Here is a 24833-nt window from a genome sequence, read left to right as displayed (position 1 = left end):
TTGTTGATCATCAAGGGCAGCAGAATCATGGAAAAAAGATCGATAACCATATCGCAAGGGATGTTTAGAGTCAACGGTTATTTTAGCATTTAACCATTAACAAAATTGTGCTAGTTAAGGTTGATTTAATTAAAATCAAAAAATTGATCAGACGAGACAAAATCGCCCATAATAGAGCATAGACATCTTGGTTTAGGTTTAATTAGTAACCGTATATAAAATTACTGCAATATTGGCTGATGGCAAAACTTTACTATCGTGGCATGGCAGACCAAAATGGTAAACCCAAAATAGGTCGCAGTGCTAGATTACTAGGAATTAGACCGGGTATTGATATAGATATTGAGCAAATGCCCATAGGTCATCTCAATGAGCAAGGCTATTTATTAGCAGAATCAGAACGTGATTTTCGAGGAGAAATTGTTACTGTTGCCATCAGGAATACAAAGGGAATGTCCGTTTCTCTTGCAATTGAAAGTTTACCAGCATTTCGCCGACCTGCAAAATTTGGTGGAACTGGAAAAGACCCTATATGGCAAATAGATGATAAAAACATTATGGGAGACTTGCAGGCTGTCCAAGATAGCCCGATGCACGTTAGCATCTTACCAAGAGTTACAATGTCTCTGGAAAGGTACGAGACAGCATTAGCAAATACCCAAAATGATTGGGAAAGAGTTGATTAATTTAATATATCATAGGAGTCTATAACAATGGCGTGGATATTCAGTTTATCAGCAGAGTGTGGCTCTGATCAAAGCAATGTCAATAAATTTGCTCAACACTTTGAGGGAATAGAATGGTTACTCTCAAATGGTCGCCAATGCCAATGTCGCACAGACACTTTTCAAGACATGGAGCAAAATTGGTGGTGTCGGGTTTATCCCAATAATATTAGTGAAGTGGGAATAGATAGTTCTGAAATTCCTTATGTAATGACAGAGTTAGGTATTCCATTATTCTATAAACCTCTCAGGGTTTATCCTTCGTTTCGTTATCCTATGGAGCAAAATTGGTGGAGTCGGGTTGATCCAAATAATATTAGTGAACGGGGAATGGATAGTCCTGAAAGTGCTTATGTAATGACAGAATTAGGTATTTTATTCTATCAAACTCTCTGGTCTGCTCCTTCGTTTCGTTATGCTTTGGTGGGTGTTGAAGTTGATGAATTTAGAACCTATAGTGAACTTATGGAAGATTTACCTAATTTATTTATGCCCGGATTAGTTTTAGCAAAAGAACTTACTCTTATGCTAGAAATATTGCCAGGTTTTCGACCGTTTAGTTCTAATTATATTTGGCAACCCTACGCGGGGGAAATCTATAATCCATTAATAGCATCCCCAGACTTAAAAAATAAGCTGAATGAGCTTCTCGCTGGGAGTTGAATTTAATTCATCTGTCGAAATTAACACCGGATAAATTTACCAGCAAATATGGATTAAGCCCTTCAGGGCTTACTAGGATAGATATTGGGCAATGCGACGACTCGCACCTGGTTGTCCGAGGCGACGTTTTCCGTTTTCTGCAATTAATTTTAATTGATCGGAGTTAAGCAGAAGCGATCGCAATATTTCAGGAATTTCTATCGGATTTTCTACTATAATTAATGATCGCCCTAATAGACGCTGTTGATTATTAGCAAAGGTGGGGGTAAATTGTGGCCCCTCGCCGGGAATTGCGATCGCAGGTTTCCCTAAACCGACAAATTGTTCTGTTGCAGTTCCAGCCATGGCGATCGCAATATTCCCTAAAGCTAAACAATCATTAAATGCTTGATTTGTCAAGATTAATATAGCATTTTTTTGAGAAAAAATTAATTCTCCATGACCCCAAGGAAAGTTAAGATTAGGTAATCTTAAATCTGGGGTTTCTTGCCATTGGTGAAGCAAGAGAGATTGACAAAAGGGTTGCAGGTCTAAACTGGAGGCGATCGCACCTAAAAATACCAATTGTTGATAGCTAGGAAGGGAATTTTCTGTTGATCGGATCGAGCTTTGAATAATTGCATCTACTCCTTGTAAAATTATATCCCAATTTCGATTAACTTCGGGAGAACGAGAACCAGGTAATATTGTAATGAATAGCGATCGCTGTGTTTCAATCTGGAGTTGATCAATAGTATAATTATAAATATTGGGTTCTAAATTATCCATCATGGGATTTCCTAAATCAATAGCTGGAATTCCATATTTTTGTAAGGTTTGAGTTGTTATAGTATCCCTGGGAAATACCCCTAAACATCGAGAATGATTCATTAACCAACGTTCCCAAGGGAAATAAATTGAATCACAATATTTATACCATTTCCACATTCCAGTTAGGGGTAATTTTTCCTGTTCATCCCGGAGATAATAGTCGGATTTTGCGGTTCCAATAAAAGCATAATTTCCCCCACTTAACCAAGCTAAAAATAAAGGAACAATATCCCCAACGGCGAGAATTATTCCCCCTTGTTTTACCCACTGGCGAATAGTTTGATATTGCTGAATAATTAAGGGAAATAACCCCGCTTGTAGATCCCGCCAGAGTTGGTGTTTATCCATATAAATAAATCCCCCAGAGGGTAGGGATTTTACTGATCCCATAATGGGAACGTTGTCTAGTTGAGTGTAAGCTTGTCCTAGTCCCACTAAGGGTAAAGCGGCAATTTCTGGGGGATGGGGCTGTTTTTGGAGTTCTCGTAAAATCCTAACGGCGATCGCATCCTCCCCATGACCATTACTCACCGATAGAATTTTGACAGTCATGGTCTAACTTCCTCAATAGGTTGTAATATTTTATCAGTTATCAGTTAAATCAATAAAGTCAAGGTTTCTACTGATAAAAAAACTGTGATTTATTCTTGACTGATTATGCGGATACTTGATGAAGCAATTCTGTTTTTGAACCTTATTTCATCCGATTAAATTATATGATTTTACCTACCCAAAAAATTCCCCCATTGGATTGTTTAATTATTGATTCTGATGATCAGAATGTACAAATTTTATCGCAAATTTTGGGTGAGCAAGGGTATCAAATCAGAAGATCTTTAAATGCAAATGTGGCTTTAGAATATTTACAGACTAAGATTCCTGATATTATTTTTTGGGATTTTTCAGAACTTGAAGATCAAAGATTAAATCTTAACTATTTTTCTCGATATTGTGAAAATAATCAACAAAATGTTGCTATTTTTTTATTGATTTCATATTCTGATCATAGCTATTCCATTCCCTTAGACTATGACGGCTATTGTGACTACATCAGAAAACCGTTTCATCCTCCAGAAATTATTCTGAGAATCCAGAATAGCCAGCATTATCGTCAAAGTCAGAAAATTTTAAGCGAATCTTTACTTCAACTGGAACAGGAAATATCCGCCCGTCATACCGCCGAAAGTCAACTGGAGCAAATCAGTCAACAGTTACAAACGACAACGCAGCAACTCAAGCATTTGAGTCGCCTTGACCCCCTAACTCAATTAGTCCATCGTCCCTACTTTGATGAATATTTATTAAGAGAATGGCAACGTTTAGCCCGGGAAAGAATACATTTATCCTTGATTATTGGAGACATTGATCGGTTTAGGGACTATAACGACTTTTATGGATTTGATCAAGGAGATATCTGTTTACAAACCATCGCCCAAACCATGGCCGCCTGTATTAAACGTCCGGCGGATTTAGTGGGGCGTTATAGTGGGGAAAAATTTGCAATTTTGCTTCCCCATACAGCCCGGGCTGGGGCGATCGAAGTAGCCAAACTGATCCGAGCTAAGATTCAACAACTGGAAATCCCTAACCCCAAATCGGAGATCAGTCCCCACCTGACTCTAAGTTTAGGGGTAGCCACAGCGATTCCCACACCGGAGTTGCCCCCCTATCCGTTGATCGCCATTGCCGAAGAAGCACTACAGGAGGCCAAACAGCAAGGGGGTGATCGGATTGGGGTGGGAGTCCGTTGGCGTTAGAAACAGCTTCAATAGGAATTAAGATTTTTTAGTATCGATTTGTTCTGTGTCTCCATCCTCATTTTTCCCTGTGTAACTCAGTGTTGTCCAATGATCGAGGGTGGTTTGATTTACCTGGGATTTGGACGGGACTGCATGGGCAGAAGGTACGGAAAACACGGTAAAACTTGTAGACGCAACAAGTCCTAATAAAACAATAATATTTTTCATGAGATGACCCCTGATGGCTATTAAAATCGATGCCCTGATTGAACAGAATAGGAACATAACAAGGTGGTGACAACCCGATCACACCCTGGAGAATTGCACGAGGGATATGGGAAGCGGCTCCGGTCGATGCACATAAGAATTAGCCGCTTCTGGATTTGACACTCCGAGTAAATAGGCTATGCGCCCCTTCACCGAGATTTTTAAAAGTCCAAATACGGACTCTTAAAGGCTTAGTCAATGAGCCTGTATAAACTTCACTAAGGTTTACACCCTATGTTGTCGATGCTCTTGTGTTTTATCTTCGCTCTATTTTGAGGATTTGGGGAGCGGGGAGTCACCCATCAGGGGGGGTATTCTAAAACTTCACCTTCTAGTTAAATAAAGACTGTGAAACATCTGACGGAAAAAACTCAAGAGCGATGCACCAGCAGATGTGACTAACTGCATCACTCTTTTTTTGATTAGTTTTCCAGTAGGGATTCAAAAGTATTGCGGAGGAATTTGATATCGGCAACTCTAGCCACTAATAGATTTTGCTGTCCAGCGTCCTCTAGGCGCGTTTTCCAATATTGGATGCTGTCGGCGTTATTCATCCAGAAGTGAATTACCGTATCGACCACTTGATCGACATTCCAACCCCGTTGAGGAGAAACCGTTTGCACAGACTCAATAAAAGTATCGAGGGTACACTTATGATTTCCCAAGTATTCAACCCCTGGGGCGGGTTGTTGGTTTAATTCCTGTTGTTCATAAAAAAAGGCAAGAATGGGAGAAACACCCACTAGATCAAAGGTGTATACCATCGGTTCCTCCTGTCCATTTTTAAGTATTTGTTGGTTATAGCAGGTAAATTGGCTGAAGAAAGTAAATTTACTTACAACTTACCCAGATTTTTGGGATTTTGGATCGGATTTTGCAAAAATTCACAAGTAGGGAAAACCCCACCTCAAACATCAAAAAAAGATTTAATTTTGATAACAATATTTAATTAATAATTTAATTATTTTTTAAGGTTTTAAGTCGTCGGGTCTATTGCAATTTAATAACATTTCTGATTCTGCTTCCGATAGCTCAATGGCTTCTACAGGAATTTGACTTAACCAGCGTTGAAATGATCGGCCCCCGGGAGCCATAAACCCTTGTAAATGGTCATAGGCGGAACGGCGATAAAACCCACATAAAGGTTCCCAACGGGACTGGGTTTGAGGAACAACGGCTAAAATTGTATCGGGGAGAAGGGTTAAACGGGTTTGCCACTGTTGAATAATAGCGGGTTCTAATCGAGGCAAATCACAGGCTAATAACCAAATCCAATCAAAGGGAATTTGTGATAATCCTTGGGATAGGGCGATTAACGGCCCTTGGTTCGGTTCCGTCTCTAATATAACTTCGTAATCCTCGGTTAATAGAGTTTCATACCGTTTGGGCCAAGGGGTAGCAATATATACTTTTTGGCTACAGACCGCCGCCACTTGATAAACTCGCTGAAGCAGGGGTTTTCCTTCATAAAGAACAAAAGCCTTATCCTCACCCATGCGAGAACTTTGTCCCCCAGCTAGAATTAAAGCCGCAATTGATAGATCTTTGTCCATCATTTCAAATCCCCATGCAAAAAATAATGTTGAAGCTCCCGTAATTTAGCCTGAACTTTCCCCTGGGTTAGTAGAGATTCAGCCATTGATAATCCCGATTCTAAATTTTGACACACCCCAGAACGCCAGAGATAAAAACCCCCATTCCAGAGGGCGGCTTTCATAAATTCACTACTTTGACCCGTTAAAACCGTTTGAATTTGTTCAATTAAAATCGGAGTGGAGGACAGAGGAACTTCCCGACCTTCAAACCCGTAATCCCGGGGATGTAATAATAATCGTTCAAAACAAATATCATCGAGTTGTGCTGGTATTTTTGTCGGGTTTTTCAAGGCTTGAGTATGTTGACTAGGTTGACGTAGCCCAATAATACAAGTGCGATCGCGGGGTAAATCACAACTGCCTTCTAAACCTTTAACCGTAATAAATTCCGTCTCCCCCCGCCAACGAAACGCCTCCCTAAACATAGTTTCTGTCGGGGGATGCACATACCCACAGACCACCGTTGCTGGCCCTAGATAGGGTTTCCAGATCAATTCCATTGTCGCTAGAGGCGGACGTTTCCCAATTTCCCGACGATAGGTAACTAACTTTTCGGCGGCCAAAAAATGTTGGGGAAGATAAACAAACCCCAAACCCAATTCGGCAAATACCTTTTGTACTTGTGTTAAGGATAATTTAGACCAGTCCAACCCCAACCCCTGCCAAATTTCAATTAAAGGAATTCCCTCCTTTGTGGGCATTCGCTGACCCCCGTGTAAAATTACCCGCACCCCGGCGGTGACTAAAATTAAGGCCGTTAAGGGGGCCATGGGAGCCGTGCGAGACCGACCATCGTATGGACAACCCAATACAAACGGCGCGGAAGTAACGGACTGAAGTTGAGGGCCGATTTCTTCATAGGCATCTAACATTCCAGCCAATTCTTCCCCCGTCGGGCGTCGGATGCGATGGGCAATCAAAAATGCACCAATTTGAGCCGGAGTTGCTTCCTCTAATAGCATTAATTTCATAGCTTCGGCTGCTTGAGAACGGGTTAATGCTTCACTGGTATGGGTACCACTGCCCACTTGACGAAGTAAGTCCCTAAATCGATCACTCATGTTTATAAGTTTTAAATGTAAGATTATCCACTATAGCAATCAACGCTAAGGTTATTTCAACAAAGTAATTTGAGGATTTACAGAACTAATTGATCCATTTCTTTGATGGGGAATACAGTCATGAACTAATTGCCAAAAATAGGCGATCGGAGGAATTTGCATTCGATCGGGTGTGGTTACAATTACCACTTCACGAGTCCAATTTGTATCTACATCCTCAGCAATTAAATCAGAAGAAGCCGAAGGTTTGGAAGGGGAAGCTAATTCCCTAACCGCCAAAGTCGGATCGGTTTTAGCTTCTACCAGGGCGGAATAGGGTAATAATGCAATTAGTTCTCCTTGACGAATGACACCGCGAAACCCATCTAATGTATTTAACTCTAAAACGGCATTCAGTTTTGCCCCGGCTTTATTAAAGTTTTCTTGAACTAAACGCTGCATTCCATAACCATCTTTAAAAACAACTTGGGGATAACGAATTAATTCATCCCAAGGAACTTGAGCATATTGGGTTAAAGGATGGTTACTTGCCATTAATACTTGAATCGATTCTTGATATAGAATATCAACTAAAAGTTCTCCACTGACGGTAAAAGAACGATTATTCATAATAATGGCAATATCTACTAATCCATCTTTCAGAACTTTTAAAGCTCGATCACTTCCCAGGGAGGTTACTCTTAACTGAACCTCTGGATAAGCATAACAAAACTTCTGTAAAACCGGGGGTAAATAGGAGGAACAAACCGAATGAATCACCGCTACACAAAGCTCCGGTTGTTTGCCCATCAACAAAGATGCGATTTCCTCTTTAGCACTATCCCAGGTTTGGCAAATTTTACGAGCATAGGGCCAAAAACGTTCACCTCCAATTGTTAATTTAACTTGACTTGTGCGGTGAAACAAGGGTAAACCGAGTTCTTCTTCTAGTCCTTGTACCTGTCTACTAATTGTTGATTGAGTTAGACCCGATTTCCGTGCTGCTTGTTGAAAACTTCCGGTCTCAGCAACGGACAGAAAAGATTGCAGTTGCTCTAAACGCATAAATACAGTTATCAGTTATCAGTAAACAGTAAACAGTTATTAGTCATTAGTAAACAGTAAACAGTAGACCGTAAAAAGTTATAGGTAAACATTTATCATTAATCATTTACACTGATAACTGGTAACCGATGACTGATTTTAGGTACGGGCGGGTTCTTTTAGATCTTTGTTAATTACCTAAATCTCGATGAACCCGCCCCTACAAATTTCTGATAAAGCCATGAGAACTGCCTGTTTAATATCAGAACTAATATTTTCTTGCTGGGATAAATTTTGTAAATGTTGATAGGTTTGTTCTGGTTCAATTTGTTTTAAGGCTGAAATACAATGGAATCTTACTGAGGGATTCGGATCAACCAAAAGGTTAATTAAGGGATTGATTGCTTCTATTAACCCTAGTTTTCCCAATCCTAATGCAATCAATTGTTTTATTTTGGGATCGGAAACTGCGGGATGATTACTATTAATCAAATTGATTAAAATTTGAGTAGCTTGTTCCTGCAATTCCCTGGTTTCAATTCGTCCTATACACTGAACAGTTTCTTGAATTAGGGTAATTTCTTCTATTGTTATTGGGTTTAAATTTAGATTGAATTGAGGATCAAAAGTCAAGAAAATTTCCTGTAAATAATCTAAACTTTTAGCGGTTTCGATCCATCCCAAGGAACGAACCCCATCTATTTTTAAGGCAAGGGGAACACTTTGAGATTGCACCTGTTCAAAGATGGCAGTAGCAGCTTCATCGGTTTTTAAACGGGCTAAAGCGAGTTGAGTTTGTTGACAAACTTCCGGTCTAATATCCCATAATAAGGGTTTCAGTTTTTCGACTAAATTGATATTTTCTAATAAATCTAATCTTACTCCTAATCCAATTACGGCTTGTTTTCTCACATCAGCAACGGGATCATTTAAAGCTGCTAATAAAATCGGGATAACTCTAGGATCACGAAAACTCCCTAATGCCTCAATTGCCATTGCTCTAATTTGAGAATTTGGGTCATCAACAACGGTTAATAAGGGAGGAATAGTTTCAGAATGACGAATTTGAGCCAGGGTTTGGGTTGCTAATAATTTGGAATCGGGTTTTTCTAATAATTGAGTTAAAGGTGCGATCGCTGAAATTCCAAAACCTGCTAAGGTAACTGTAGTTATTTCGTGCAGAGATATTTCTGCTTCTGTCGCTTCAATTTTAGCATTTTTAAGTAGATTAATTAAGGGCTCAATAATTAATTCTGATTTAAAATTCCCCAAAATTCGAGCCACAAACCAACGCATTTCTACATCGGCTGTTTCATCTTGTAAAATATTAAGCAGTGGCTCTAGGGCAATGGTGCCTAAATCGGGTAAAATCTTACTAATTTCCCATCTTTGTTGAAAATCTCCCCGTTCTAACTGAGTTAAAACTAAATTCAGTAATGCTTTTGGATCTTGTTGTGAAAAATCAATCTCTGAATTTTCCATAATTTTTTTTAAGAAAGGGAACAGGGAACAGGGAACAGGAAACAGGGAACAGGGTAATACTTCCGGCTGTTTCATATCATTATTAAAATGTTACAATCCATTTATACTTGCTATAGTTATAAATTATCTTAATTTTAGAATGTTATGCAACACTTTAAATATTCTTCGATTATTCATGCCCCTGTAGAAGTAGTTTGGGAGTTTCATACCCGCCCCGATATTTTACAAGTGTTAACTCCTCCTTGGCAACCTGTAGAAATCCTGCGACGGGAAGGGGGATTAGAAATAGGGGCAATTTCTGAATTTCGGATAGGATTATGGTTAATTTCGGTGCGATGGGTTGCAGTTCATACTGAATATAAACCCTATGAGTTATTTACCGATGAACAACAGGAAGGACTGGTCGAAAGTTGGGTACATCGACATCAATTTGTGGCTGAAAATGGTCATACCCGTCTAACGGATGCGATCGCATTTTCCCTACCCGGTGGAATATTAGTCGAACAACTATTAGGAAATTGGGTTAATAGTCGTTTACAAGATATGTTTGATTATCGTCATCAAATCACAAAAAAGGAATGTGAAACCTAAAACCCATTCGTAATTCGTAATTCGTAATTAGAATTGCTATTTTTTTTCAACAGGTTTAACTAAATAGTCAGAGGAAATTGGTTCTGCTTTTTTTTGATAGACTAACCCTTGGTAAATCATTGAGGTCACTTCCCCATAAGTTGCCGATTGGTTTGGATTCAAAGTATTTTTATCAGGATAATTAACCACTAATCCGGCTTCCGTTGCCGCCGCCACACCTTCAATTGCCCAAGGAGGAATTTGATCCGCATCCTGAAATATTTTTAGGGTTTCTTGGGAATTAGTCGCAGGTTTTAAGCCTAACCCACTGGCTAAAGCTACTAAAACTTGAACCCGAGGAATTGACTGTTGGGGTTGAAATATATCCTTGGGATATCCGGCTAAAAAACCCGATTGATTAGCGGATTTCAGAGCAGATTTAGTTGCCGAGTTTCGGGGAATATCTTTAAATTGAATAGCAGGTTGTTCCGGTTTAGGATTAAACGCCTTTTGTAGTTCGGTGGCAAATTGTTCTCGGGTAATTTTTTCATCGGGTTTAAACTGTTTTTGATCCGATCTAACGGCCCCATTTTGATTAGCAAAATACAGGATAAATGGAGTCGCCCAATGGGATTCGGTCGTTGTTGTGGAAGATGGGACGATGGCAGAAGCTAAAGGGGTTGTACAAATATTTCCTGCTGTGGGTTGAACCGAACAAGCGGTTTTTGTTTTTGTTGGAGTTGTGTTCTGGGACGGAGGAAGAACTGGGATAACTTGGGGTTTAAGGGAGGGCTGAATTGGTTTTTGTGCTGGGATTAAAAAGGCTAATCCCAAAATAGCTGAGGTCGGTTGTTTCACCTGTGGGGTCGGTGAAATGGGGGTTGTTGTTGCTGGGGTGGGAGTTTCGGACGCAGGGGAAACCGCATCGGGAAAGGAATCCTCTGGGTTTTTGGCGACGGTGGGATTGGTGGAAGGGATGAGGGTTGTGGGGGAGGTTAAATCGGGGTTGAGAACTAATTTTCGGTTGGGTTGAGTTAAAACCCAATATAAAATTGTCCCAATTGTGGCTAGGGCAACAACAATGGCGATGATCTCATCTAGGGGGAGATTAGACCGAGGATTGGGGGGATAGGATTGTGACATGGATTACTGGCAAAATAAAGTGGAAGAATAATAAAGCACCCCTTAATTGGGATTAAAGAGTGCCTTTCAAATAGACAAAAAACGAGGGGAATTTAGGGGATAAAATTCACCTGGTTTTAACGGACTCAAAGATTAATTGATAACTCGCAATCCGGCGGCTTCTGGGTTATATCCACCCATTTCTACGGGGACGGATTTAACGTTCCAGATTTCTTTACAATATTCGCCAATGGTGCGATCGCTGGAGAATTTACCCATCCGCAGAGCATTGAGAATCGACATTCTCGTCCATTTTTTGGAATCTTGAAATGCCACACTGACTTCCCGTTGACAATCAATATAGGATTGATAATCGGCGAAAAGCATATATTCATCGTGGTACATCAAGGAATCCACCAAAGGTTTAAACATTTCCTGATCGCCATGGGAGAAATAACCCGATGAAATTCGATCGATCACCGCTTTTAATTCAGCATTGTGATTGTAGTAATCCATGGGTTTATAGCCCTGGGATCTTAATTTATAAACTTCTTCGGCGGTTAATCCAAACAGGAAGAAATTCTCAAACCCGGCTTCTTCACGGATTTCAATATTGGCTCCATCGAGAGTTCCAATGGTTAAGGAACCATTCATGGCAAATTTCATATTTCCGGTTCCAGAGGCTTCTTTTCCAGCCGTAGAAATTTGTTCGGATAAATCCGCCGCTGGATAGATGCGTTGACCCAAAGAAGCGTTAAAGTTCGCCAAGAATACCACTTTCAAACGGCCGCGCACATCGGGATCTTTATTCACCACTTCAGCAACGGCATTAATCAATTTAATGATTAATTTCGCCATGAAATAACCGGGAGCCGCCTTTCCTCCAAAGATAAAAGTCCGGGGACAAATATGGGTATTGGGGTTCTGTTTGATCCGGTTATAGAGGGTAATAATATGCAGGACATCCAGATGTTGGCGTTTGTATTCGTGAATCCGTTTCACCTGAATATCAAAAATAGAATGGGGGTCAACTTCAATCCCATTAAATTTCCAGATATAATCGGCTAACAGTTTCTTGTTGTACAGTTTAATTTGATGCCACTGTTCGCAGAATTCGGGATCATCAACGTAGGCCTCTAATTGACGCAGTTTGTCTAAATCTTTCAGCCAACCGTCCCCAATTTTAGAACTATAAAACTCGGACAAGGTGGGATTACTTAATAAAATCCACCGTCGAGGGGTGACACCATTGGTTTTATTGAAAAACTTCTCGGGCCAGAGTTTATAGAAGTCCCGCAGGGTATCTTGTTTCAATAACTCCGTATGCAGGGCCGCCACACCATTCACCGCATGACTACCGACGCAGGCTAAATGGGCCATCCGCACAAATTTTTCCTGCCCATCTTCAATTAAAGATAATCGTCTGATTAAGTCATCATCATTGGGATACCAACGCTGCACATCATCAATAAAACGGCGGTTAATTTCATAGATGACTTGCAAATGACGGGGTAACAAATACTCAAATAAACCCACAGACCATTTTTCTAGGGCTTCGGGTAAGAGGGTATGGTTGGTGTAGGCAAAGGTTTTTTGGGTGACGCGCCAAGCGGAATCCCAATCGATGCCATATTCATCCAACAATAATCGCATTAATTCCGCGATCGCAATCGCCGGATGGGTGTCATTTAACTGAATGGCGGCGGTTTCATTCAGGTTATAAAGACTACTGTTGTGTTTGAGATGGCGTTTGATAATATCCCGCAGAGAACAGGCGACAAAGAAATATTGTTGTTCCAGGCGCAATTGTTTCCCTTGGGGGGTATTGTCATTGGGATAGAGGACTTTAGAGATAGTTTCCGATCGCATTTTATCGGCCACCGCCCCATCATAATTTCCGGCGTTGAAGGCGTCAAAGTTAAAGGCATCACTGGCTTCGGCTTTCCACAGTCGCAGGGGGTTGACGGTGTTGGTATCATAGCCGGGAACCGGGGTATCGTAGGGAATCCCGATCACGGTTTTAGCAGGAATCCAGCGAATCCGTTCCCGGCCTTTTTCGTCGTGATAGGTTTCGGTATGGCCCCCAAAGTTGACATCAATCGCCTGGTCAGGGCGAGGAATTTCCCAAGGATTACCAAATCTTAACCATTTATCAGGGATTTCGGCTTGCCAGCCATCCTGCATGATTTGGTGAAAAATCCCAAATTCATAGCGAATTCCGTAGCCCACGGCGGGAATTTCCAAGGTGGCGAGGGAGTCGAGGAAACAGGCGGCCAATCGTCCTAAACCCCCATTTCCTAAGCCGGGATCGGGTTCTTGTTCGAGAAGTTCATCTAAATCTAGTCCCGATTCTTCGACGGCCTGACGGATGCGATCGTACAGATGCAGGTTAATTAAACTGTTCCCCAGGTGTCGCCCCATCAGGAATTCGGCCGATAGGTAGTAAACGATTTTGACGTTATTGTCATCGTAGGTTTTAAAGGTTTTTAACCAGCGGCTTAACAGGCGATCGCGCAGGGTATAGGCTAAGGCCATATAAAAATCTTCCTTGGAGGCAATGGCTTCATATTTGCCAAGCTCATAGAATAGATTATCGGCAAACGCCCGTTTCAGCGTTTCCACACTGGTTCCAGTCCGATCATCCTCGATTTGGATGGGACATTCATTAATCGGAATTAACGATTCAGTCATTTATTCTCCTTGGGTGGGCATCAATCAATGGTAAAGGATCATCCAGGTATATAGAATACAGACTCGCGCTGAGTTCGTGATGTTGTATTGATGACGGTTTGCTGATATTTTCCCTCTGGATGTTTCCGATGGCGGAAAACTTAATAAGAACTTAGGGTTGATCAAGTTGGGACATATTTTAGCCTGTTTGTCCTGGCCCGATCATCCCTCTGGGGAAATTTTGATATGGGGTGTGGGGAAAAGGGCGATCGCATTTTTAAAAATAGAACAACTTTTCTATAATATGGTTATGATTTTATCGAGTAAACAATGGAACCTATGGAAATCACAAAACTATCTGGTCAGGGTTTAGTTCAAATCCCGGCATCTTTACAAACGATCTATGGTTGGCAAGAAGGGCAAGAAATTCTAGTCATAGACACAGGAGAAGGTATTTTATTAAAAGCAAAAAAACCGTTTCCAGAAACACAATTAGAGCAGGTGGCAGGTTGTTTAAAGTATCAAGGTGAACCCCAATCTATTGAAGCATTTAATGATGCAATTCGTCAGGGTATTGAGGAAGTATGGTATGATCGCGGATGCTTTTCATTTAGCAGCTAGTCAAGACTGTTTGGAGTTCTATACTTTTGATGAAAAGTTTATCAAAAAAGCTCAAGAATTAAGGCGAAATTTTGTTAAAAATCCAAACTTAATTGATAGTCCTGAATAATTATCAGTTTTTAAAGCTAGACTAGGGCTTATAGAAACAAGGCGATCATCTTTAATAAATTAACTAATGATAGAAAAATACATTCAAAATATCAATAAGCGTTATCAATTAGGTAATGCAACTGAACATACGTTTCGGGGCGATTTACAACAACTGATTGAAAATTTGGTTCCTGCTATTAGTGCGACCAACGAACCTAAACGGCAATCTTGTGGAGCGCCGGATTATATTTTAACCCAAAAAGATATACCCGTTGGTTTTATAGAAGCCAAAGATATTGGGGATAAAGACCTTAAAGGGGCTAAAAAAACTGGGAATAAAGAACAATTTGATCGTTATAAAACTTCTTTAAATAATTTAATATTTACCGATTATCTTGACTTTCATTTATATAGAGAGGGTGAATTTATTACTAAAATTGCCATAGGAGAAGTAACAGAAACAGGGATTAAATCTTTACCCGAAAATTTTTTAACATTTACTAACCTAATTAGAGATTTTTGTACTCACATCGGACAAACGATCAAAAGTCCTAAAAAACTAGCAGAAATGATGGCAGGGAAAGCTCGTCTTCTTTCTGGAGTCATTGAAAAAGCCTTAATGAGTGACGAAATTAACCAAGAAAATAGTACGCTTAAAGACCAAATGGGTGCTTTTAAGAAAATCCTAATTCACGATATTACCCCTAAAGAATTTGCTGATGTATATGCTCAAACTATTGCTTATGGGATGTTTGCGGCTCGATTACATGACCCGGATTTAGAAACTTTTAGCCGACAGGAAGCTGCGGAACTGATTCCTAAATCAAATCCGTTTTTAAGAAAGCTATTTGGATACATTGCTGGGCCAGATATTGATGATCGAATTAAATGGATAGTCGATAATTTAGTAGAAATATTTTTGGCTTGTAATGTCGGAGAAATTTTAAAGAATTACGGTAAATCTACAAAAATGGAAGACCCAATTATCCATTTTTACGAAACCTTTTTAAGTGAATACGACCCAAAATTGCGTAAAGCTCGTGGTGTTTGGTACACACCTGCACCCGTTGTAAATTTTATAGTTAGAGCGGTTGATGATATTTTAAAAACCGAATTTGATTTACCCCAAGGACTGGCGGACTCTAGCAAAACTAAAATCAAAGTTGATGTGCAGGGAAAACTGGTTGAGCAGGAAGTTCACAAAGTCCAAATCCTTGACCCCGCCGCCGGAACTGGAACTTTTCTAGCGGAAGTTATTAAACATATTCATAACAAATTTGCCGGACAACAAGGGATTTGGAGCAATTATGTAGAAACCCATTTATTGCCCCGTCTCAACGGTTTTGAGTTGCTGATGGCGAGTTATGCAATGGCACATCTTCAATTAGATTTACTATTAACAGAAACAGGCTACAAACCCACCACAAATCAACGTTTTAGAGTTTACCTTACTAACAGTTTAGAAGAACAGCACCCCGACACGGGAACGCTGTTTGCAAGTTGGTTAAGTGCCGAAGCTAATGAAGCGAATTATATTAAAAGAGATACGCCTGTAATGTGTATTATTGGGAATCCACCTTATAGCGGAGAAAGTGCCAATAAGGGTGAATGGATTATGAGCTTAATGGAAGATTATAAAAAAGAACCAGGCGGAAAACAAAAACTGAAAGAACAAAACTCAAAATTCATTAACGATGATTATGTAAAGTTTTTGCGTTACGGACAGCACTTTATAGAAAAAAATGGAAGTGGTGTTTTGGCTTTTATTAATCCTCACGGTTTTTTAGATAATCCAACTTTCAGGGGTATGCGTTGGAACTTGCTAAAGACGTATGACAAAATTTATACAATAGATTTACACGGAAATGCAAAGAAAAAAGAAACTGCACCTGATGGAAGTGCAGACGTAAATGTATTTGATATTGAGCAAGGCGTTTCAATAAATATTTTTGTAAAAACTGGTAAAAAGAAAGCAAACGAATTGGGCAAAGTATTTCACTATGACTTATTTGGAAAAAGAGAATTAAAGTATGATTTTATTGCCGAAAATTCTCTTAAATCAATCTCATTTAATGACTTCACTCCTTTTAAAAACAGTTTTCTTTTCAAACGCATTGATGAAACTAAACTATTGAAATATAACGAAGGAATTAATCCAGTAAATTTATTTCAAGTAAACGTAATGGGCTTTCAGACCCATAGAGACGAATTTGCCATTGATTTTGAAATGAATGAAATTAAAAAACGTGCAAAAGACTTAATCAACAAAGAATTATCAAACGAAGACATTTTTAAAAAATATCCAATTAGCGATAATCGTGATTGGAAATTGGCAAAAGCAAGAACAGAAATTCAGTCAGATATTGATTGGGAAAAGAAAGCAATACATTGCGGTTATAGACCATTTGATAATAGACCTTGCTATTTCAGTTATGTAATGATGGATTATCCCAGAAAAGAGTTAATCCAAAATGTTTTAGGAAAAGAAAATTTGTTAATTGGTATTGGCAGACAAGGTTTGGCAATTGGAGATATTGAATGGTGTTTAACAACTGTTTCTAAAAATCCAGTTGATGCAAATATGTTTAGACGTGGTGGTGTAAATTTATTTCCTCTTTATCTCTATCCCGAAACCAACGGACAACAAATCATCTGGCAAACACCAGAGAAAACACCAAACCTAAACACAGAAATTGTAAAGCAAATAGCAAAAAAATTAGGATTAACTTTTACCAACGAGAAAGAAACCACAGAAAACACATTTGCACCCCTAGATATTTTAGACTATATCTATGCAGTTTTACACTCGCCAAATTACCGAGAAAAATATAAAGAGTTTCTAAAAATTGATTTTCCCAGAGTCCCCTATCCCAAAGACCAAAACACTTTTTGGCAATTGGTCAAATTAGGTGGGGAAATTAGACAAATCCATTTATTAGAAAGCCCAACTGTTGAAAAATATATTACACAATATCCTATAGACGGAGATAATATTGTCACAAAACCAAAGTATCAAGACGGTAAAGTTTATATCAACAACACCCAGTATTTTAATTCTGTTCCAGAAATAGCTTATAACTTTTATATTGGTGGCTATCAACCCGCTCAAAAATGGCTCAAAGACCGCAAAGATCGAAAATTAGAAATTGAAGACATATTCCATTATCAAAAAATTATTGTTGCCTTAATGGAAACCGATAGACTAATGAAAGAGATTGATAAAATTGCCATCGAGTAGTGCGAGCGTCCTCACTCGGTGGGGTAATAGTAATACTATTAAAAGAATATTGTACCGCCGTCACAGTTAAAATAGATGTAGGCCAAGTTGATCTTCCCTAACCCTAGAAACCACCATGACACAAATTACCCTTGCTGAACTTCCCGAAACCCTCCAAACTCTAATTAACCAAGCAAAAAAAACAGGCGAAACCCTCACCATCATCCAAGACGGTATCCCGTTCGCTATTATTTCCCCCGTCCAGAAAAAATCCCTCCTACAAACCCTTTCTACCCTTGAACCCTTAGACGAAGACTTTGCAGACGTGGACGAAGGATTATTACCCTTAAGCGAGAAACCGGGTTTCTGATGTTTCAACCTAATGTATATAATCCCCCATCTCGTCCACAAATCATCACCTGACCATTCCAAACTATAGGAGTTGACTCGAAGGAAACTTCGGGTTTAAATCTTCCCTTTTGTTCGACTCTTAACCGATAATATTCCCCCCGTTGGTTAGGAATAGCCTTGCTTTGATTTGCTCTGGCTTCCTCCCAATATAAATTAAATAAATAAACCCCATTATATCCCGCCGTTATTAATTTATAACCATCGGTAAAAATAGGTGTTGAAATCGACGCTCCGATTTTTTCCTGGACTAAGATTAAAGGAGTTTTATATTCTCCCTTTCCTAATGGCCCCGAAACCTTTTTATCCGTTGTGATCATTTGAGAACCAATATATAAATAACCATCAATTGCATTGGTGGCAAAAATAGCCGGAAATCCATCGGGGTTATATTCATCATTTAAGGCGACAGAACCAATTATACCGCCATCCCAGGTATTGAATTTTCGATTTTGGGTGGGTAAAAACCATTCCACACTCTCTTGAGGTTCTCGGTTAGGATTGAGTTTAAGCACACCTCCATTTCCCGGAATATATTGTTTTTCAATTGCACAAAATAACTTCCCCTCCTGAGAAATAACCGCCGACCCATCAATATCAGAACCCGTATAAAAATCCCAAATAATTTTTCTAGTTTTTAAATCAATTCCATAAATATGTCCCGAACCCGATGCCATAAAAATTCGATTATCTAACCGAGATGGTGAGGATTCACTAACTAAATTTCCTCCATGTCTGCTACTATCTCCATCCTCATAAAGTTTGACTTCTGATAGAATTTGAGGTTGTAAGAAACCCGATTTTTTTTCGGCTGTTTTAACCGAACTATTGAGAAAATAACCGATCGCATTTTCCCCCGCATTAAAAATAACTCCATCCCCTAAATATAACGGCGAACTATCATTATCTCGACTATAACTTGGGGTAGAACGTAAATTTAACTTCCAGAGTTCTTTTCCCGTCCTAAAGGAAATTGCCCGAAAACTTGTCGCTAATCCTCCTTTAGACAGACTGCTCCGACTTCCTTGTAAAACGACAATTCGGTTCTCATCTTTTGCCGTTTGATCAATATAAATACTTGAAGTTCCTTTAACCACATCATCAAATTTATATCTCCAAATTTCCTTTTGAGTGTCTAATTCTATTTTTCTTAAATAATGGTCAAAAGCTCCTATAATTAAATAGGTTTTGCCGCGATCGCGGGTAATAGTCGGTTGTCCTGTCCATCCCGCCCCACTCCAAACTTTACGGGTACGTCCCACATAAGTTACCCCTGTTCCTAATGGAAATTTATGAATTTCTTTCAGATTTTCTGGCACTCCTCGCCCATAAAAACGCCGTTGATCATTACCCAAATAAGTGGGAATTAATAACTCAATTTCTGGATCTAAAATTGATAATAAAGTTTTAAATTTCTCTTGAACTTCTGCCTCAGATGTGTTAAAATTAAAGAATTGAGAAACACCCGAAGGCAGTAGAGATCCCAAAGAAAAATAAGCAGCAAGTTGATTAAAGCGTCGTCGAGAAACCATAATTTTAAAATTTTGATATAATCAATAATCCCCGTAGAGACGTTTCATGCAACGTCTCTACTTAATATTAAACCATGAATTGCTAATCAAAAAATCCGTACCCAGATTTGATATAATTAATAATCCCCGTAGAGACGTTGCATGAAACGTCTCTACTCAAAACATCTTTAGGTATTTCTAATGGTTAATCGTCTTTCTGAATCCAAAAGTCTCTATCTTCGCAAACACGCAGAAAATCCGATTGATTGGTGGCCCTGGTGTGACGAGGCTTTAGCAACAGCAAATCAGCAAAATAAACCCATATTTCTTTCAATTGGTTATTCTAGTTGTCATTGGTGTACTGTCATGGAAGGAGAGGCATTTTCCGACCCTGGAATTGCTCAATATATGAATCAACATTTTCTCCCCATTAAAGTTGATCGAGAAGAACGTCCAGAAATTGATAGTATTTATATGCAAGCCTTACAAATGATGACGGGTCAAGGGGGATGGCCGTTAAATATATTCCTAACTCCCGATGAAAGAATCCCCTTTTATGGCGGAACTTATTTTCCCTTAGAACCCCGTTATGGTAGACCCGGATTTTTAGAAGTTTTACAAGCTATTCGTCGATTTTATGACTTAGAAAAAACTAAATTGCAAGCGTTTAAAGATGAAATCATGACGAACTTGCAACGGTCTACAATTTTACCCATTTCTGAATTAACTGAAGATTTATTAAAAATAGGATTAGACGCTAATACTGGAGTTATTAGTCGCAATGAATATGGGGGGCCAAGGTTTCCCATGATTCCCTATTCCGAGATGGCATTACGAACAATTCGGTTTAATATTGAGTCAAAATATGATGGAAAAGAAGCCTGTACCCAACGGGGTTTAGACTTAGCATTAGGGGGAATTTATGATCACGTTGCCGGGGGATTTCATCGGTATACCGTTGACCCGACCTGGACAGTTCCCCACTTTGAAAAAATGCTCTATGATAACGGGCAAATTGTTGAATATTTAGCGGATTTATGGAGTGCTGGGATGCAAAAACCTGCCTTTAAACGTTCAATTCAGGGAACTGTTGAATGGTTAAAACGGGAAATGATCGCCCCGGAAGGTTATTTTTATGCTTCCCAAGATGCGGATAATTTTACGACTCCCGAGGAGTTAGAACCGGAAGAAGGAGCTTTTTATGTTTGGAATAATAGTGAATTAGAAAAAATATTAACTTCTGAAGAATATGCCGCCCTACAAGAACAATTTACGATTACAAAATCGGGAAATTTTGAAGGTAAAAATGTCTTGCAACGGTGCAATGCAGATGGGTTAAGTGATACGATTGAATCGGGTTTAAAAAAACTGTTTAAAGTTCGTTATGGGGAAATACCAGAAACCTTGAAACTGTTTCCCCCCGCCCGCAATAATCAGGAGGCAAAAACCCATCATTGGTTAGGTAGAATTCCTCCGGTTACAGATACTAAAATGATTGTGGCTTGGAATAGTTTAATGATTTCCGGTTTAGCCAAAGCTGCAAAGGTTTTTGGAGAAGTTGAATATTTAGAATTAGCCACAAAAGCGGCTCAATTTATCCTAAATCATCAATGGTTAGAGGGACGTTTACATCGAGTCAATTATGAAGGAGAACCGGATGTTGTAGCTCAATCTGAAGATTATGCCTTATTAGTTAAATCTTTGATTGATTTACACCAAGCTAGTTTAATATTAACCCCCAGTTTAGTATCACCCGATTACTGGTTAGAACAGGCGAAAAAAGTTCAAGAAGAATTTAATAATTTACTCTGGAGTGTGGAATTAGGAGGTTATTTTAATACCGCCCAAGATACCGGAAAAGATTTATTAGTTCGAGAACGCAGTTATATTGATAATGCCACTCCCTCGGCGAATGGGGTCGCTATTGCTAATTTAGTGCGTCTGTTTTTATTAACAGAAAATCTGGAATTTTTAGACCAGGCAGAAAAGGGATTAACCGCCTTTAGTTCCGTGATGCAGAAATCCCCCCAAGCTTGTCCTAGTTTATTTACGGCGTTGGACTGGTATCGAAATAATACCCTAGTTCGGACTTCTCCCGAACAAATTTTAGGGTTAGGTGTGCAGTATTTTCCCTCGACTATTTTTAAAGTTGATAACACGCTTTCCGATGATATTATCGGCTTAGTTTGTCAGGGATTAAAATGTAATAAACCTGCCAAAAACCATGAAGAACTGTTACAACAGTTGCAAGCTAGTCAAACTCGTTCTTAACTTAAATTATTGGCTGTGTAGGGGCGAGGCGCGCCTCGCCCCTACGATTATTCGGATTTCTGACATTGAATTAAATATGATATAATTAAGATTAGGTAAAATCACGGTTGATTCTGAATCCCATGCTCAATATTTCTCAAATTCTCGCTCAAGAACTGTCCCTTAAACCCTTTCAGGTAGAAAACGCACTACAACTGTTTTCCGAGGGTGCAACCATTCCTTTTGTAGCGCGATATCGCAAGGAAATAACGGGTTCCTTAGATGAAATTCAACTGCGGGATCTTTCAGAACGTTATACCTATTTAACGGAATTGGAAGACCGGAAAAAAAGTATTTTAGAAGCGATCGCATCCCAAGAAAAACTCACCGATGAACTTCGAGAAAAAATCGAAACCTGTTTACAAAAAACCGAATTAGAAGATTTATATTTACCCTATAAACCTAAACGCCGAACCCGCGCCACCATTGCTAAAGAAAAGGGATTAGAACCCCTAGCCCAATTTATTGCTAATTTTAATCAACCCAATTCCCCTACCCCGGATTTAGAATCAGAAGCGGAAAAATATATTTCCGCAGAAAAAGGCGTTAAAACCATTGAAGAAGCATTAAATGGAGCTTCTGATATTTTAGCAGAAATTGTATCCGAAAAAGCTAATTTACGAGCCTATTTAAGAGAATATTTAATGAATCGAGGGGTATTTGTTTCCCTAGTAAAAGAGGACTATCCCGAAGGGTCAACTAAATTTGAAATGTACCGCCAATATCGAGAAAATGTACAGGATATTAAACCCCATAATTTGTTGGCATTATTGCGAGGAGAAACGGAGGGAATCTTAAAAGTTGAGATTGAATTTGATCAAGATTTTGTTCAGTCCTATTTAGAATCTCAGGAAATTAAAACTAAAAATCCTATTATTAGAAAATTCTATCAGCCGATGTTAAAAGATGCCTTTAATCGGTTAATGAAAACCTCTTTAATCAGTGAAGTTAGAGGCGATCGCAAAACCTACGCTGATTTGGAATCAATTAAAACCTTTGAATCGAATTTAAGAGAATTATTACTCGCTTCCCCGGCGGGAATGAAACCTACCTTAGCCATTGACCCTGGATTTAGAACTGGGTGCAAAGTTTCCGTATTATCAGAAACCGGAAAATTCTGTGAATATCATACGATTTTCCCCCATCAAGCGACGGGTCAACGTCAAGAAGCTGCGCAAAAAGTTAAACAATTAATTGATAAATATAAAATCGAATTAATCGCCATCGGAAATGGCACCGCCGGACGAGAAACCGATGAATTTGTAACGGAAATTATTGCTAAATTAGACCGAAAACCGATAAAAGTTATGGTGAATGAATCCGGTGCATCAATTTATTCTGCTAGTGATGTAGCCCGACAGGAATTTCCCGATTTAGACTTAACGGTGCGGGGCGCTATTAGTATCGGAAGACGGTTACAAGATCCCCTAGCAGAATTAGTTAAAATTGATCCCAAGTCCATTGGTGTCGGACAATATCAACATGATGTAGATCAGAAATTACTGAAGAAAAAACTCGATGATACTGTTGAAAGTTGTGTTAATTATGTGGGAGTGGAATTAAATACCGCCTCCAAGGAATTATTAACCTTTGTATCAGGAATTACCCCAACAGTTGCCCAGAATATTGTCAATTATCGCAATGAAAATGGAGCCTTTAAAACTCGAAAAGAACTGTTAAAAGTTGCTAAATTAGGCCCTAAAGCCTTTCAACAGGCGGCGGGATTTTTAAGAATTAGAGGGGGTGTTAATCCTTTAGACAATACCGCAGTTCACCCCGAAAGTTATCCCGTTGTGGAAATTATGGCGAAGGATGTAGGAGTTACCTTAAATAATATCAGTCAATTTAAGGATAAAATTAAATCCGTTAAACTGGATAAATATGTTACTGATACCATCGGAATTCCTACCTTAAAAGATATTATTAGCGAATTAGAAAAACCCGGACGCGATCCCCGGGCTGAGTTTAAATATGCCACCTTTAAAGAGGGAATTAAAGAAATATCCGATCTAAAAATCGGCATGGAATTAGAAGGAAGTGTGACTAATGTAGTTGCTTTTGGCGCATTTGTTGATATTGGTGTGCATCAAGATGGGTTAGTTCATATTTCCCAAATCGCCGATCAATTTGTCGATGATCCGAATAAATTTGTTAAGGTTGGACAAGTAGTTAAGGTGCGGGTAATGGAAATTAATGAGAAGTTAAAACGGATTAGTTTAACGATGAAATTGTAAAGAATTAGTGTAAAATAGAGTAAATGACATACTAAAGAATCGTTTTTAATGGGGAGTTATCAACTTTGCAAGAACAGTTAAAAGGCATCAATATTTATTTAATTGGGATGATGGGGTCAGGGAAAAGCACCATTGGTCGATTATTAGCCAAACAGTTAGGGTATCGATTCATAGATACCGATGACCTAATTAGCCAAACCACCCATCGGTCTATTACTGATATCTTTGCCACGGAAGGAGAAGCGGTTTTTAGAGAGTTAGAATCTCAAGTTTTATCGGAAATTTGTGCCTATAAAAAATTTGTGGTGGCGACGGGAGGAGGAATTATTCTTAAACAAATGAATTGGAGTTATCTCAGACATGGAATGATTATTTGGCTGAATGTTCCCGTGGAAGAACTCTATAACCGTTTAAAAGAAGATCAGACTCGACCCTTATTACAACATCCCGACCCGTTACAACAATTACAAACCCTGTTAAAACAACGTCAATCCCTGTACAATCAAGCCGATCTCGAAATTACAATTAATGCTGGCGGTATCCCGCAACAGGTTGTTATCCAAATCTTAGAAAAAATTCCCACTATTTTAAAACCTCAATCCCATGGTTTAAATTAAACTGTAAAATCTTAAACTGATAACTGGTACGGGCGGATTCTTTTAGATATGAGTGAATCACCGCGCATCTCGATGAACCCGCCCCTACAACTGATAAC

21 protein-coding genes are annotated in these 24833 nt (G+C 39.2%); 11 read left to right on the top strand and 10 right to left on the bottom strand.

Annotation, left to right across the window (positions count from 1 at the left end; translation table 11 throughout):
• Positions 1-239 precede the first annotated feature (239 nt).
• Both PL11201_RS15100 and PL11201_RS27090 read left to right on the top strand, forming a co-directional pair.
• A complete protein-coding gene (locus PL11201_RS15100; protein WP_079679765.1) occupies positions 240-686 on the top strand; it encodes a Tse2 family ADP-ribosyltransferase toxin in 447 nt (148 codons plus the stop codon).
• Positions 687-713: 27 nt separating this feature from the next.
• Positions 714-1388 (top strand): hypothetical protein, encoded by a 675-nt coding sequence (locus PL11201_RS27090; RefSeq protein WP_234996710.1) that lies wholly within the window; start codon positions 714-716, stop codon positions 1386-1388.
• A 72-nt stretch (positions 1389-1460) separates the two neighbouring features.
• On the opposite strand, the gene PL11201_RS15090 is transcribed toward PL11201_RS27090, so the two are convergent.
• The gene (locus tag PL11201_RS15090; protein ID WP_079679764.1) at positions 1461-2750 is read right to left on the bottom strand and encodes a lipid-A-disaccharide synthase-related protein; all 1290 of its coding nucleotides are present in this window, start codon (positions 2748-2750) and stop codon (positions 1461-1463) included.
• A gap of 164 nt (positions 2751-2914) precedes the next feature.
• On the opposite strand from PL11201_RS15090, the gene PL11201_RS15085 reads away from it, so the two are divergent.
• Complete coding sequence (locus PL11201_RS15085; protein WP_079679763.1) at positions 2915-3955, top strand: diguanylate cyclase domain-containing protein; 1041 nt, start codon at positions 2915-2917, stop codon at positions 3953-3955.
• Positions 3956-3973: 18 nt separating this feature from the next.
• Here the strand turns inward: PL11201_RS15085 and PL11201_RS15080 are convergent, their stop codons facing one another.
• The 6 genes from PL11201_RS15080 to PL11201_RS15055 form a co-directional block, all read right to left on the bottom strand.
• The gene (locus PL11201_RS15080; protein WP_079679762.1) at positions 3974-4165 is read right to left on the bottom strand and encodes a hypothetical protein; all 192 of its coding nucleotides are present in this window, start codon (positions 4163-4165) and stop codon (positions 3974-3976) included.
• Between the two features lie 461 nt (positions 4166-4626).
• Positions 4627-4968 carry a hypothetical protein gene (locus PL11201_RS15075; protein WP_026788612.1) on the bottom strand — a complete coding sequence of 114 codons (342 nt, stop codon included), beginning with the start codon at positions 4966-4968 and terminating at the stop codon, positions 4627-4629.
• Between the two features lie 204 nt (positions 4969-5172).
• Positions 5173-5760, bottom strand: coding sequence for a molybdenum cofactor guanylyltransferase (locus PL11201_RS15070; RefSeq protein WP_079679761.1), 588 nt, complete (start codon positions 5758-5760; stop codon positions 5173-5175).
• Positions 5757-6860: an anthranilate phosphoribosyltransferase family protein gene (locus PL11201_RS15065; RefSeq protein WP_079679760.1), complete on the bottom strand. Its 1104-nt coding sequence runs from the start codon at positions 6858-6860 to the stop codon at positions 5757-5759. The genes PL11201_RS15070 and PL11201_RS15065 overlap by 4 nt, the downstream gene beginning before the upstream one ends.
• Before the next feature lie 51 nt (positions 6861-6911).
• Positions 6912-7904: a LysR family transcriptional regulator gene (locus tag PL11201_RS15060; RefSeq protein ID WP_079679759.1), complete on the bottom strand. Its 993-nt coding sequence runs from the start codon at positions 7902-7904 to the stop codon at positions 6912-6914.
• A 177-nt stretch (positions 7905-8081) separates the two neighbouring features.
• Positions 8082-9365, bottom strand: a complete 1284-nt coding sequence (locus PL11201_RS15055; protein ID WP_159451547.1) for a HEAT repeat domain-containing protein — start codon at positions 9363-9365, stop codon at positions 8082-8084.
• 144 nt (positions 9366-9509) lie between these two features.
• On the opposite strand from PL11201_RS15055, the gene PL11201_RS15050 reads away from it, so the two are divergent.
• On the top strand, positions 9510-9956 hold the full coding sequence (locus PL11201_RS15050; protein ID WP_079679757.1) for an SRPBCC family protein: 447 nt from the start codon (positions 9510-9512) through the stop codon (positions 9954-9956).
• A 36-nt stretch (positions 9957-9992) separates the two neighbouring features.
• Here PL11201_RS15050 and PL11201_RS15045 read toward each other — a convergent pair whose 3' ends face one another.
• Positions 9993-11078, bottom strand: a complete 1086-nt coding sequence (locus PL11201_RS15045) for an S-layer homology domain-containing protein (RefSeq protein ID WP_079679756.1) — start codon at positions 11076-11078, stop codon at positions 9993-9995.
• Positions 11079-11210: 132 nt separating this feature from the next.
• Positions 11211-13748 (bottom strand): glycogen/starch/alpha-glucan phosphorylase, encoded by a 2538-nt coding sequence (locus PL11201_RS15040; protein ID WP_079679755.1) that lies wholly within the window; start codon positions 13746-13748, stop codon positions 11211-11213.
• Between the two features lie 318 nt (positions 13749-14066).
• On the opposite strand from PL11201_RS15040, the gene PL11201_RS15035 reads away from it, so the two are divergent.
• The 4 genes from PL11201_RS15035 (at position 14067) to PL11201_RS15025 (ending at position 18025) form a co-directional block, all read left to right on the top strand.
• Positions 14067-14348 carry an AbrB/MazE/SpoVT family DNA-binding domain-containing protein gene (locus tag PL11201_RS15035; protein ID WP_079679798.1) on the top strand — a complete coding sequence of 94 codons (282 nt, stop codon included), beginning with the start codon at positions 14067-14069 and terminating at the stop codon, positions 14346-14348.
• On the top strand, positions 14317-14457 hold the full coding sequence (locus tag PL11201_RS26085; protein WP_159451546.1) for a PIN domain-containing protein: 141 nt from the start codon (positions 14317-14319) through the stop codon (positions 14455-14457). The genes PL11201_RS15035 and PL11201_RS26085 overlap by 32 nt, the downstream gene beginning before the upstream one ends.
• Before the next feature lie 66 nt (positions 14458-14523).
• Positions 14524-17676: a type ISP restriction/modification enzyme gene (locus PL11201_RS15030; protein WP_079679754.1), complete on the top strand. Its 3153-nt coding sequence runs from the start codon at positions 14524-14526 to the stop codon at positions 17674-17676.
• Positions 17677-17791: 115 nt separating this feature from the next.
• The gene (locus tag PL11201_RS15025) at positions 17792-18025 is read left to right on the top strand and encodes a prevent-host-death family protein (RefSeq protein WP_079679753.1); all 234 of its coding nucleotides are present in this window, start codon (positions 17792-17794) and stop codon (positions 18023-18025) included.
• Positions 18026-18029: 4 nt separating this feature from the next.
• Here the strand turns inward: PL11201_RS15025 and PL11201_RS15020 are convergent, their stop codons facing one another.
• Positions 18030-19595, bottom strand: a complete 1566-nt coding sequence (locus PL11201_RS15020) for an outer membrane protein assembly factor BamB family protein (protein WP_079679752.1) — start codon at positions 19593-19595, stop codon at positions 18030-18032.
• Between the two features lie 180 nt (positions 19596-19775).
• Between PL11201_RS15020 and PL11201_RS15015 the strand changes: the two genes are divergently transcribed.
• From PL11201_RS15015 to PL11201_RS15005, 3 genes are all read left to right on the top strand, one after another.
• Positions 19776-21845: a thioredoxin domain-containing protein gene (locus PL11201_RS15015; protein ID WP_079679751.1), complete on the top strand. Its 2070-nt coding sequence runs from the start codon at positions 19776-19778 to the stop codon at positions 21843-21845.
• Between the two features lie 122 nt (positions 21846-21967).
• Positions 21968-24118, top strand: a complete 2151-nt coding sequence (locus PL11201_RS15010) for a Tex family protein (protein WP_079679750.1) — start codon at positions 21968-21970, stop codon at positions 24116-24118.
• A gap of 65 nt (positions 24119-24183) precedes the next feature.
• Complete coding sequence (locus PL11201_RS15005; protein WP_234996709.1) at positions 24184-24735, top strand: shikimate kinase; 552 nt, start codon at positions 24184-24186, stop codon at positions 24733-24735.
• Positions 24736-24833: the final 98 nt, after the last annotated feature.

Source organism: Planktothrix sp. PCC 11201, assembly GCF_900009135.1.
GTDB lineage: Bacteria > Cyanobacteriota > Cyanobacteriia > Cyanobacteriales > Microcoleaceae > Planktothrix.
The sequence above is the reverse complement of the archived record's forward strand: the minus strand, read 5'-3'. Positions and strand labels throughout refer to the sequence as shown.